This window comes from Pseudomonas sp. LB3P93 (assembly GCF_054898025.1).
The window spans coordinates 6,471,945-6,483,965 of record NZ_CM142713.1; the positions used below are offsets into that span (position 1 = coordinate 6,471,945).

The window sequence follows — 12,021 nt, forward strand, 5'->3', positions numbered from 1 at the left end:
CTGCTGACTCAGTAAAGCATCTCATTTAGCATCTTGCTCTTTTAACAAGCAGCCTAAGTCATTTGCCTCGACCGGACGACTGATCAGGTAACCCTGCACCTCGTCGCAGCCTTCAGCCTGCAAAAACTCAAGCTGTTCGGGTCGCTCCACACCCTCAGCCACCACTTTCAGCGACAAGCCGTGCGCCATGGCGATGATCGCCCGGGTGATCGCCGCATCCTCGCTGCCCTCCCCCAGGCCGCGGATAAACGCCTGATCGATCTTCACGTAATCCACAGGAATGCGCTTGAGATAGCTCAGGGACGAATAGCCCGTACCGAAATCGTCGATCGCCAGCTTCACGCCCAGATCCCGCAACTGCTGGAAGGTCGCGATGATGTGCTCGACGCTATCCAGTAGCTGGCTTTCGGTGAGTTCGAGTTCCAGGTAGTGCGGCGCCAGGCCGGTTTCTTCCAGAACCTGACGTACCAGACTGACCAATTTGCCCTGACGCAATTGATGGACCGACAAATTAACCGACACGCGAATCGGATCGAGCCCCTGGCGCTGCCATTCGCAAGCCTGCCAACAGGCTTGGCGCAACACGAACTCGCCAATCGGACCGATCAGCCCGGTTTCCTCGGCCAGACCGATAAAGTCACCCGGCGGCACCCGCCCCATGGTCGGATGATCCCAACGCACGAGGGCTTCGGCAGCGTTCAGGCGTCCGGTGGCGAGGCAGAGTTTCGGTTGGTAATAGACTTGCAGCTGCTTTTCTTCGATGGCTTTGCGCAGCTGATTCTCAAGCTGCAATCGCTCAAGGGTGCTGGCTTGCAGGCTCTCGGTGTAGAACTGGAAGTTGTTGCCGCCCAAATGCTTGGCGTGCTGCATGGCAATGTTCGACTGGCTGACCAGCGCGGAAATTTCCCGAGCGGTGTCCGGCAGCATGCTGATGCCCATCGAAGCGCTGACCACCAGTTCGTGGCCATCGACGGTGATCGGCAAACGCAGTTTGGTCGACAATCGGGTCGCCACTCGCGCAAGGCTCGACAGGTTGCCGTAGGCATCGAAGATCACCGCAAACTCATCACCGGAAAGCCGCGCGATGGTGTCCGCCTCTGGCAGCGCGTTGACCAGCCGCCGGGCCATTTTCTGCAGTAACTGGTCGGCGACTTCATGGCCAAGGCTGTCATTGAGCAGCTTGAATCGATCCAAGTTGATATGCAGCAGCGCCAGGCTGCGGCGCCCGCCCTGACGCACTCGCTGATGTGCCTCACGCAACCGTTCGCGAAACAGCGAACGATTGGCCAGGCCAGTTAGCTCGTCGTAATGGGTCAGATAGCGCATGCGCTCTTCAGATTCCCGTCGAGCGGACAGATCGGCGAAGAAGCCGACAATATGGCTCACATTTCCCCGAGCATCTCGGACAGCGTTCAGTTGCAGCCACTGCGGATAGAGCTCACCGTTCTTGCGGGTTTCCACCAGCTCGCCCTGCCAGGTACCGTGCTGTTCCAGCGCATGATGAATCGCGCCGTAGTGCCGACGCGCATCGCGGCTGCACGGCAACTCGACGACGTTACGCCCGATCATGTCTTCGATGTCGTAGCCGGTGACGCGGCTGAAAGCCTGATTGACTGCGATCAGCGCGTAATTCGGGTCGAAAATCACAATGCCTTCACTGGCCGCCTCGAACACCGTCGCCGCCAGTTGGCGCTGCTCTTCCTGGCTCTTGTTCGCGCTGATGTCACGGCGGGTGCCGACCATGCGGATCACCCGACCATTTTCGCTGCGCTCCACCGCTCGTCCACGGTCTTCGATCCAGACCCAGTGACCGTCGCCATGCCGCACGCGGTATTCGATCTGGTAATCCTCGCTGCGGCCTTTCAAATGTTCGACCAGGGCACGGCGCAGCGACGGCAAGTCTTCAGGGTGCAGGCGTGGCTTGAGGTGGCTGAGCATTGCGGTGACGAATTCCGGCTCCAGGCCGAACAACTCCTGAAGCTGGGTGTGGTGGACTTCGTCGGTTTGCAGGTTCCAGTCCCACAGCCCGAGTTCACTGGCCTTCAATGCCAGCGCCAGCCGTGCTTCGCTCTTGCTCAGGGCCTGATTGGCCGCGTCCAGTTCAAGGCTGCGTTGGGCGACACGGTTTTCCAGCTCGACCTGGGCTTCACGCAGTTTGTCTTCGGCGCACCGGCGGTGATCAATTTCTTTGGCTAATTCGTGATTGAGCTGGTCGCCGCAGCTCTGCGCCTGCTGCAAGTGTTCGATCAGGGCCTGATTCTGAAAACGCCGCAGCAAACCGCTGTCGATCAGCCGATTGACCTGCCAGGCCACCACACTCAACGCCCCCAGCAAAATCAGCCCGAACCAGCCCCAGCCCTGGCCTTGTTGATCGCCGCCCCAGAATAGATAGGCGATGGCCGGCAACAGGCAAGGCAAGGTAAAGGACAGGAACGCTGGAAGGCTGACCGCGTACGCGACGCTGGCCGACAGGGCGGCGGCGCCGATCAGGCCAAACACCCAGGCTTGTTGTATGAAATTGTCAGCGGGCACCAAGGCGATGCCGGCACCGGCCAGGGTCAGGCCAGTCATGGCGGAGCCCAGCAGGAACATGCGACGCCAGACCGGATGGGCCTGGCGGTCAGGAATGGCCGAATCGAAGGCTGCGACTTGAATCACCCGCAAGGCCACCAGCGACAACAGCCAGATCAGCCAGACGCTGACGAGGAAGTAGCGCTGAGGACTCCAGAGCAGTCCGGCGCAGACCAGACCGTTGGTCAGCATGAACAGCGTCGGCAGCAGCGAACCCTGGTAGAGCAGACGCGTGCGCTCGACCGCCATTTCCATGGCGTACTGTTTGCGGATAACCCGAGGCTCCACAGAGGGGCCCGACAGGTCAGAGCTGAGGGTCATAGGCAATGTTCTTGTTCTTATAATGATGAGCATGAGCCCGAAACGTGGACGGAGCATACACAAGCCAATGCCCTTACCAAACTGCCCCAGATCATAAATTCGACAAAATTTCCGGCCCCCGCCGCCCCCTGAAAACCTTTCGAGCGAGCCCCGCCAACGCTTGCAGCCAGTGACTGACCGGTCGTCATCCGTGCTTCTTTCATCGGCTAATGCAAAGCTCGGTTTGCCCGGTGTGACGGCGCACCCTAGAATGCCCCGATGCGCGATGATCTCTCCCTTCTGCTGAACTCCCTCAACGATGCCCAACGCCAGGCCGTAGCTGCCCGCGTGGGTCGTCAGTTGGTCCTGGCCGGTGCTGGTTCCGGTAAAACCCGAGTGCTGGTGCACCGTATCGCCTGGTTGATCCAGGTCGAGAACGCGTCGCCCCACTCGATCCTGTCGGTGACCTTCACCAATAAGGCCGCTGCCGAGATGCGTCATCGCATCGAGCAGCTGATGGGTCTCAACCCGGCCGGCATGTGGGTCGGCACCTTCCACGGCCTGGCGCACCGCTTGTTGCGGGCGCACTGGCAGGAAGCCGGCCTGAGCCAGACCTTCCAGATTCTCGACAGCGACGACCAGCAGCGGCTGGTCAAGCGGGTGATCCGCGAGCTGGGGCTGGACGAGCAACGCTGGCCCGCCCGTCAGGCCCAGTGGTTTATCAACGGGCAGAAAGACGAAGGCCTGCGTCCGCAACACATTCAAGCCAGCGGCGACCTGTTCCTGGCGACCATGCGCAGCATTTATGAGGCCTACGAGGCCGCTTGCCTGCGCGCCGGTGTCATCGACTTCTCCGAATTGCTGCTGCGCGCCCTGGACCTGTGGCGCGATCACCCGGGCCTGCTGGCCCACTATCAGAAGCGCTTCCGGCACATTCTGGTGGACGAGTTCCAGGACACCAACGCCGTGCAGTACGCCTGGTTGCGTCTGCTGGCCAAGGGCGGCGACAGCCTGATGGTGGTGGGCGACGACGATCAGTCGATCTACGGCTGGCGCGGCGCGAAAATCGAGAACATCTATCAGTACTCCGACGATTTCCCGGACGCCGAGACCATTCGTCTGGAGCAGAACTATCGCTCCACCGCCGGGATTCTCAAGGCTGCCAACGCCCTGATCGCCAACAACACCGGGCGCATGGGCAAAGAGCTGTGGACCGATGGCGGCGAAGGCGAAGCGATCAACCTGTACGCCGCGTTCAACGAACACGATGAAGCACGCTACGTGGTGGAAACCATCGAAAGCGCGCTGAAAACCGGCTTGGCCCGCAGCGATATCGCGATTTTGTACCGCTCCAACGCCCAATCGCGCGTTTTGGAAGAAGCGTTGCTGCGTGAGCGCATTCCGTATCGCATCTATGGCGGTCAGCGCTTCTTCGAACGGGCAGAAATCAAGAACGCCATGGCGTACCTGCGTTTGCTTGAAGGTCGCGGCAACGATGCGGCACTGGAACGGGTGATCAATGTTCCGGCCCGTGGCATCGGCGAGAAAACCGTTGAAGCGATTCGCGACCATGCGCGCCACAGTGATGTGTCGATGTGGGAAGCCATGCGCTTGCTGGTCGCCAATAAAGGCCTGACCGGTCGTGCAGCTGGCGCGCTCGGCGCGTTTATCGAGCTGATCGAGAACCTCGCCGCCAAGTGCATGGAAATGCCATTGCACCTGATGACCCAGACGGTTATCGAGCAGTCGGGGCTGATTGCCTACCACGAAGCGGAAAAAGGCGAGAAAGGTCAGGCCCGGGTAGAAAACCTTGAGGAACTGGTCAGCGCCGCGCGTAACTTCGAAAACGCTGAAGAAGACGAAGACCTGACGCCATTGGCGGCGTTCCTCGGTCATGCGTCGCTGGAAGCCGGGGACACTCAGGCCGACGAGCACGAAGACAGTATTCAGCTGATGACCCTGCACAGCGCCAAAGGCCTGGAATTCCCTTACGTGTTCCTCGTGGGCATGGAAGAAGGCCTGTTCCCGCACAAGATGAGTCTCGAAGAGCCAGGGCGTCTTGAAGAAGAGCGCCGCTTGGCCTATGTCGGCATCACCCGGGCCATGCAGAATCTGGTGATGACCTACGCGGAAACCCGACGCCTGTACGGCAGCGAGACCTACAACAAGGTTTCGCGTTTCGTACGTGAAGTGCCGAAAGGCCTGATCCAGGAAGTGCGGCTGTCCAACAGCGTCAGCCGTCCGTTCGGTGGTGGTCAGCAGCAAAGTTCCAGCAGCCTGTTTGGCGGCAGCGAAATTCCGGACACCGGGTTCAGTCTCGGTCAGGCCGTGCGGCATTCGGTGTTTGGCGACGGCGTGATCCTGAACTTCGAAGGCGCCGGTGCTCAGGCTCGGGTGCAGGTGAATTTCGGCGAAGGCAGCAAGTGGCTGATGCTCGGTTACGCCAAGCTGGAAGCTATTTAGTTCTGATCGTTCCCACGCTCTGCGTGGGAATGCATCCCGTGACGCTCTGCGTCACAGTGGACGCAGAGCGTCCATGACGGCGTTACCACGCAGAGCGTGGGAACGATCTATCTGCGCTGCGCCTGCAGCGGGCATTCCTACAGAACTTATCCACTCGTCTTACAGACCAAAGTTAACAGGCCTTATTGCGCTGACTGAAGCTGAACGCAACCTGTCAGGCAAAAGCCCGAAACACTCTGCCGCTAGCCAGTAACACTTCAGCTGTGCAACATGGCGCGCGTGCCATCCACAAATGGGAATTCCCTTTATGAAACGTTTTCTTAGCATCGCCATGGCGTTGTGCATCGGCCTGACGATGAGCCTCGACGCCAACGCCAAGCGCTTTGGTGGCGGCAAGAGCTCCGGCGCTGCGCCGACTCACCAGACCAGCCAAATGGCTCCTTCTTCTGCCGCGGGTGGTGCTGCTGCCACTGCGGGCGCGGCCGGTGCCGCTGGCGCTGCTGCCAAGGCCGGCGGTGCTTCACGCTGGCTCGGCCCTCTGGCCGGTATCGCTGCCGGCGGCCTGCTGGCTTCCATGTTCATGGGCGACGGCTTCCAGGGCATGCAGATCTTCGACATCCTGATCATGGCGGTCATTGCCTTCCTGGTCTTCCGCTTCATCGCCGCTCGTCGTCGCAAGCAGCAGGAGCACCTCGCTCCGGCTGGCCACGCGCCGATGCAGCGTGAAGTGTTCGAGAACAAGCCTGCTGGCGGTTCGATCTTCGGTGGTTCGGCAGCACCTGTTGCCGCTCGTCCGGTGATCAACGCTCCGGCCTGGTTCAATGAGCAGAACTTCGTTGAAGCGGCCCGCAATCACTTCCAGTCCCTGCAGCAACACTGGGACGCCAACGAAATGGACAAGATCGCCGAGTTCGTGACCCCGCAACTGCTGGAGTTCCTCAAGCGCGAACGTGCCGACCTGGGTGAAGCTTTCCAGTCCACCTACATTGATAACCTCAATGTTCAACTGGACGGCGTGGATGATCGTGCCGACAAGACCATCGCCACCCTGACCTTCAGCGGCGTGTCGAAGACTTCGCGTTTCGATCAGGGCGAAGTGTTCAGCGAAAGCTGGAACATGGAACGTCCGCAGGGCGAAAACCAGCCTTGGCTGGTGGCCGGTATCCGCCAGAACGGCTGATCCCCTCTGCGTTACGCATACTGTAATGAAAACCCCGGCCTAGCCGGGGTTTTTCTATTTCGCGGTTGCATCTATAGCGAGCTACTGTATAAACCGCCCCAACTAAACCGCGCCATCAAGCAAGAGGATCCCGGACGTGGAAGAAATCATCGAACAACTGCGTGAAGCCAACGAACCGGTACCGGTCCCCTTGGAGTTGCCTGACGAAGACCAGATCGTGGAAATCGAGGAACAACTGTTCATCGACATTCCCTTCGTCTTCAGAGAGTTTTTGCTGACCGTCAGCGACGTCGTCTACGGCAGCCTGGAGCCGGTGACCGTCACCGACCCGCAATCTCACACCTACTTGCCGGACGTTGCTGCCAACGCCTGGGACGCGGGCGTCGACCGCAGCATGATCCCGATCTGCCAGGACGGGGACGATTACTACCTCGTCGAAGAAGACGGCACCGTGGTGCTGTGGCAGGCCGAAGAAGAACTGATTGCCGAAGAAACCTGGGAATCGGTGTGGCACTGGGCGCGGGACGTCTGGCTGGAAAGCTGAGTCGTCTGACGCGCCCCGTGGTCAATGCCCGGACGATTCCTTGTGGTTATCCAGCGTTTCGAGCAAGGCCACTTGCATCCGCGTATGCACGCGGATGAACCAACGCCAGAGCAACGCCGCCACAGCGGCCGCTACCACAGCGATCAGTACCAGCAACTTGTTGGTCGGCAAAATACTGGCCGACAAGGCTGCCAGCAGCAGGAAGATCACCAGCAGCGAGAGGATCGGGATCACTTCGGCGATCACCCGGCGCACCCGCTGCGTGTGGCGCCCCGCCATCTCCGGCTTTACGCCCATCTCCGCCAACAGCATCGATAACGCCTTGAGCTTGCGATAGGCGGCGATCAGGAACGGCAGCGACAAAAGCAACGCCCCACCCCAGATCAACGCTTTCTGCCAGCTCGGATCGCTGATCCAGTCTTGCAGGTAAACGGACATGCGTTTGGCGAAGTACGCGCCAGAAAAGAAGATCGCAATCACCAACGCCAGATTGACCCCGACCTGCAACAGAATCCGCCGGATCATCGACGCCAGTAACGCGCCTTCGCCCTGAGGCTGGATGCTGCGCAGCCACTCGCCGTACATCCCCAACACTCGACCCAGCCGCTGCGGCATCACGGCGGCAAGTTTGATCGACAGCGGATCAGCCGCGCGGATCAGATACGGCGTCAGCAACGTGGTAATCACCGAGACCGCCACGGCGACCGGGTAGAGGAAGTTGCTGGTGACCTGCAGCGTCATGCCCAGCGCAGCGATGATGAAGGAGAATTCGCCGATCTGCGAAAGCCCCATCCCCACGCGCAGTGAGGTGCGTCCGTCATTGCCGGCGATAAAGGCGCCAAGGCCGCAGGAGAACATTTTTCCGAGCACAACGGCCACGGTGATCACCGCGATCGGCCAAGCGTACTGCAGCAGGATCATTGGATCGAGCATCAAGCCGATGGCCACAAAGAAAATTGCACTGAACAGGTCGCGAACCGGCTCGATCAAGCGCTCGATCTTCAGCAACTGCCGCGACTCGGCCATGATCGCCCCGATCAGGAACGCGCCCAGGACCATGCTGTATTCGAGCTTGACCACCAGCAGGCAGAAGCCGAAACACAGGCCCAGCACGGTAATCAGCAACATTTCGTTGCTCTCGAACTTCGCCACGTAGGCCAGTAATCGCGGCACCAGCAAGATGCCGATGACCAGCGCGACGATCATGAACAGCGAGAGCTTGCCCACCGTGGAAAACACTTCGCCGGAACTGACCGTGCCGCTGACCGCGATGCTCGACAGCAAGGCAATGATGCCGATACCGAGGATGTCCTCGACGATCAAAACGCCAAAGATCAGTTGGGCAAAGCGCTCGTTCTTCATCTTCAGGTCGTTGAGCGCCTTGACGATGATAGTGGTCGAGGAAATCGCCAGGATCGCGCCGAGGAACAATGAATCCATGGTGTTCCAGTCGAACCATTGGCCGATTTCGTAGCCGATCCAGATCATCAGCACGATTTCCAGGAACGCCGCGATAAACGCTGTGGCGCCGACCTTGAACAGCTTGCGCAGGCTGAACTCGAGGCCCAGGCAGAACATCAGGAAAATCACCCCCAGTTCCGCGAGCGTCTTGATGGTTTCTTCGTCGTGAATCAGGCTGAACGGCGGCGTGTGCGGGCCGATGATGAAGCCGGCGACGATGTAACCCAGCACCACCGGCTGTTTGAAGCGGTGGAACAGCACCGTCACCACACCTGCGACCAGCATGATCACCGCCAGGTCCTGAATAAAACTGATGGCATGCATGGCGTGGGGCTCCTTGGGGTGGACTTTCGGAGGTTAACACCGCGACTTCCGCCAGAAAGGCGGTGCAATATATGGAAACAGATCGATCCGGCGTGACGGCGACCACCCGCCCGGCGTCCCGATAACTGTGGTTTGTAAAAAACCGACCAGGCACCCGCAGAGTTGCCGCCCTTCCGACATTCTGCCTTGACCCGTGAGAACGCTATGGAACCCGGAAACGCCCAGCTGTCGATGACGGTATTGATGACCCCCGACATGGCCAACTTCTCTGGCAATGTTCACGGCGGTACCTTGCTCAAATACCTCGACGAAGTGGCCTACGCCTGCGCCAGCCGTTACGCTGGCCGCTACGTGGTGACCCTGTCGGTGGACCAGGTGATTTTCCGCGAGCCGATTCATGTCGGCGAACTGGTGACCTTCCTGGCCTCGGTCAACTACACCGGCAACACCTCCATGGAGGTGGGCATCAAGGTGGTGACCGAAAACATCCGTGAGCGCTCGGTGCGCCACACCAACAGCTGCTTCTTCACCATGGTGGCGGTGGATGACGCCCGTAAGCCGGCTGTCGTACCGCCATTGCAACCGCAGAACAGCGAAGACAAGCGCCGCTTTATCCAGGCCCAGCAACGTCGGCAGATTCGTCAGGAGCTGGAAAAGCGGTATCAGGAAATCAAGGGTGATGCCTGACGTGCTCGGGCTTTAGATCGCTTTCGCGGGCAAGCCTCGCTCCTACAGTTCCGAGTCGTCCGCACATTTTGTGTACGACTCGGTACTGTAGGAGCGAGGCTTGCCCGCGAAGCTTTTAAAGGCTGATCGCAGTCGCTTCGAACTTCACCCGCGGATGCGCAATCCGGTCCTGAGCCCGCACCAGCTCTAGCTCATAGCTGGCACACGCCTGGGTTTCCAGCAGCACTTCATGCACCGCCGCCGCCGTGAACTCGAAGGCCGCCAGCAGGCTGTCGCCCAACAGCACGCGCGCCAGAAACAGCCCCGACGTCAGGTCGCCAACGCCCACCGGCTGACGCGGAAACGCCAGCAGCGGCCGACGCAGGTGCCAGCTGCCTTCAGCCGTCACCAGCAACATCTCGAAGCCATCCGCCGGTTTGCCGGGATAGGCCAGATGCTTGACCAACACCGCCTTCGGCCCGCGAGCCAGCAGCGCCCGCGCCATCGCCAGGCAATCGAACAGTGATTGCGGCTTGCGCCCCGAGAAGCTGTCCAGCTCCAACTGGTTCGGGCACATGAAGTCCGCCACCGAAGCCGCCTCTTCCAGCAGGAAATCGCTGACTTCGGCCGGCACGCTGCAACCCTTCTCCGGATGGCCCATCACCGGGTCGCACAAATACAACGCCTTGGGGTTCATCGACTTGATCCGCGCCACGCCGGTCAGGATCGCCCGGCCCTGCGCCGCACTGCCGAGGTAACCGGACAGCACTGCATCGCAGTTGCCCAACTCGCCAATCGCCGCGATCCCTTCGACCAACTCGGGAATCTGGTGCGGCGCCAGCACTTCACCGGTCCACTGGCCGTACTGCGTATGGTTGGAGAACTGCACGGTGTTGAGCGGCCAGACATTCACCCCGACCCGCTGCATCGGGAAAACCGCGGCGCTGTTGCCAGCGTGGCCGAACACCACGTGGGACTGAATGGCGAGCAGATGGGGCGTACGTTTCATGCGGTGTGTTTTCCGTCAAACGATTGAAATTCGAGCCGCGCAGTATGCGACTAAACACGGCCTGTACGACAGACCGGCGACACAGTTAAGCTGGCACTATCTTGTTGGAGCAACCTGTTGATGCTGACCCTCGGAAATATCTTCGTGCTGATGCTGCTCGCCACGGGCGGCGCGTGGCTGTGGCACAACCACGGCTTGCGCGAGCGCGCTCTGGAACGGGTCAAGCTGCATTGCACCAAGCTCGGGATCGAGTTGCTGGATGGCAACGTGGCGTTGAAAAAGATCGCGTTCATCAAAGACGCCAACGACCGGCGGCGCTTGGCCCGTGTGTATAACTTCGAGTTCACCGTGACTGGCGAAACCCGGCATAACGGCACCATTACCCAGTTCGGCGCCCACAGCGCGCAGATCGAACTGGCGCCCTACCCGATGCCGTTCGACGACGAGCCGGTGGTGGTCGATGTCGCGAAACCCCGTGCAGAGGTGATCGAGCTGAGTCAGTGGCGGCAGGAACACACCAAGTGGCGTCCTTAACCCGACCGACAGTCGGCCAACGCTCTTTGTAGGGAATCAACATCCTGCGGTTCACTGAAAATCAGCTCGATCCGCGAATCCTGGCGCCACTCGCTGGGCCGCCATTCCAGTTCCGAGTTATCCAGTGCATTCGCCGACACCCAACCGTCGATGTTGTGGATAACCAGCTTCGCTCGCCGCCAGGCAATGCTTTCAAGCCACTGACCAACGCGTACCACATCGAAGGTCTGAGTCGGATGCCAACGCCAGCCGATGCTCCAGCCCCCCTCCTGTGCCTGGCTCAAGCAAATCGGCAGCGAAGGATCGGTCCAGACAGCCGGCATCTGCGCCAATCCCTTGGGCACGATGAAGTTATCCACACCCGCCACTGCCTGAGCGCCAAGCCCCGGTAATTTGCTCAGCGGCAGGAGCGCCTGCTGCGTCCAGTAAAGAGGACGAGAAGGCAGTTGCGCGGCGATTCGCTGGCGATCATTGACGTCGAAGCCTTCCGCCTTGTTCAGCACCAACAAACCTGCGCTGCTCAACGCCTCCTGTTGCGCTTCCGGGAGTGGTTTGCCAGCGGCAAGCGCCAGGGCATCCAAAACCAACACACAAGGCTGTACCGCCAGTACACCTTGCCACGGTGCCTCACTCAATTGCCTGAGCAATTGCGCCGGGTGACCCAATCCTGAGGGTTCGATGAACAGCCGATCCGGCCGCGCCTTGCGCAGCAACCGCCCGAGGCCGATCTGAAACGGCGCACCGTTCACGCAACACAAACAGCCCCCGGCCACTTCCCCCAGTGCGATACCATCGGCGTCCTGGGTCAGCAGCGCGGCATCGAGGCCGATCTGGCCGAACTCGTTGATCAGCACTGCCCAGCGTTCGTTCGCTGGCCGTTGAGCCAGCAGGTGCTTGATCAAACTGGTCTTGCCCGCGCCCAATGGGCCGGCAATGACGTGAGTGGGAATGTTCTGCAACATGGTCGAT

The 12,021-nt window shown here is 60.4% G+C and carries 9 protein-coding genes; 5 read left to right on the forward strand and 4 right to left on the reverse strand.

Annotated features, from left to right (window positions below):
- Positions 1–21: 21 nt before the first annotated feature.
- Positions 22–2,892 (reverse strand): putative bifunctional diguanylate cyclase/phosphodiesterase, encoded by a 2,871-nt coding sequence (locus tag ACYZT8_RS29630; RefSeq protein ID WP_461977993.1) that lies wholly within the window; start codon positions 2,890–2,892, stop codon positions 22–24.
- A gap of 258 nt (positions 2,893–3,150) precedes the next feature.
- Here ACYZT8_RS29630 and uvrD point away from each other — a divergent pair, with 258 nt between their 5' ends.
- The 3 genes from uvrD to ACYZT8_RS29645 all read left to right on the forward strand — a co-directional run bounded on the left by uvrD (position 3,151) and on the right by ACYZT8_RS29645 (position 7,058).
- Positions 3,151–5,334, forward strand: a complete 2,184-nt coding sequence (uvrD, locus tag ACYZT8_RS29635; protein ID WP_461977995.1) for a DNA helicase II — start codon at positions 3,151–3,153, stop codon at positions 5,332–5,334.
- A 307-nt stretch (positions 5,335–5,641) separates the two neighbouring features.
- A complete protein-coding gene (locus ACYZT8_RS29640) occupies positions 5,642–6,514 on the forward strand; it encodes a Tim44 domain-containing protein (RefSeq protein ID WP_461977997.1) in 873 nt (290 codons plus the stop codon).
- Between the two features lie 136 nt (positions 6,515–6,650).
- On the forward strand, positions 6,651–7,058 hold the full coding sequence (locus tag ACYZT8_RS29645) for an SMI1/KNR4 family protein (RefSeq protein WP_007943369.1): 408 nt from the start codon (positions 6,651–6,653) through the stop codon (positions 7,056–7,058).
- 21 nt (positions 7,059–7,079) lie between these two features.
- Here ACYZT8_RS29645 and ACYZT8_RS29650 read toward each other — a convergent pair whose 3' ends face one another.
- Positions 7,080–8,843 carry a cation:proton antiporter gene (locus tag ACYZT8_RS29650; protein ID WP_461977999.1) on the reverse strand — a complete coding sequence of 588 codons (1,764 nt, stop codon included), beginning with the start codon at positions 8,841–8,843 and terminating at the stop codon, positions 7,080–7,082.
- Positions 8,844–9,047: 204 nt separating this feature from the next.
- On the opposite strand from ACYZT8_RS29650, the gene ACYZT8_RS29655 reads away from it, so the two are divergent.
- A complete protein-coding gene (locus ACYZT8_RS29655; protein WP_438659653.1) occupies positions 9,048–9,530 on the forward strand; it encodes an acyl-CoA thioesterase in 483 nt (160 codons plus the stop codon).
- Positions 9,531–9,645: 115 nt separating this feature from the next.
- Here ACYZT8_RS29655 and pdxY read toward each other — a convergent pair whose 3' ends face one another.
- Positions 9,646–10,518, reverse strand: a complete 873-nt coding sequence (pdxY, locus tag ACYZT8_RS29660; protein WP_461956386.1) for a pyridoxal kinase PdxY — start codon at positions 10,516–10,518, stop codon at positions 9,646–9,648.
- A 120-nt stretch (positions 10,519–10,638) separates the two neighbouring features.
- Between pdxY and ACYZT8_RS29665 the strand changes: the two genes are divergently transcribed.
- Positions 10,639–11,052: a DUF3301 domain-containing protein gene (locus tag ACYZT8_RS29665; protein ID WP_461956387.1), complete on the forward strand. Its 414-nt coding sequence runs from the start codon at positions 10,639–10,641 to the stop codon at positions 11,050–11,052.
- Here ACYZT8_RS29665 and ACYZT8_RS29670 read toward each other — a convergent pair.
- A complete protein-coding gene (locus ACYZT8_RS29670; protein WP_461978001.1) occupies positions 11,049–12,014 on the reverse strand; it encodes a CobW family GTP-binding protein in 966 nt (321 codons plus the stop codon). The genes ACYZT8_RS29665 and ACYZT8_RS29670 overlap by 4 nt on opposite strands.
- Positions 12,015–12,021: the final 7 nt, after the last annotated feature.

Excerpts from the sequence above, each read along its gene's own strand:
- uvrD (WP_461977995.1), top strand. The coding sequence starts at position 3,151 with ATGCGCGATGATCTCTCCCTTCTGCTGAACTCCCTCAACGATGCCCAA.
- pdxY (WP_461956386.1), bottom strand. The coding sequence starts at position 10,518 with ATGAAACGTACGCCCCATCTGCTCGCCATTCAGTCCCACGTGGTGTTC.
- ACYZT8_RS29640 (WP_461977997.1), top strand. The coding sequence starts at position 5,642 with ATGAAACGTTTTCTTAGCATCGCCATGGCGTTGTGCATCGGCCTGACG.
- ACYZT8_RS29665 (WP_461956387.1), top strand. The coding sequence starts at position 10,639 with ATGCTGACCCTCGGAAATATCTTCGTGCTGATGCTGCTCGCCACGGGC.
- ACYZT8_RS29630 (WP_461977993.1), bottom strand. The coding sequence starts at position 2,892 with ATGACCCTCAGCTCTGACCTGTCGGGCCCCTCTGTGGAGCCTCGGGTT.
- ACYZT8_RS29655 (WP_438659653.1), top strand. The coding sequence starts at position 9,048 with ATGGAACCCGGAAACGCCCAGCTGTCGATGACGGTATTGATGACCCCC.
- ACYZT8_RS29650 (WP_461977999.1), bottom strand. The coding sequence starts at position 8,843 with ATGCATGCCATCAGTTTTATTCAGGACCTGGCGGTGATCATGCTGGTC.
- ACYZT8_RS29670 (WP_461978001.1), bottom strand. The coding sequence starts at position 12,014 with ATGTTGCAGAACATTCCCACTCACGTCATTGCCGGCCCATTGGGCGCG.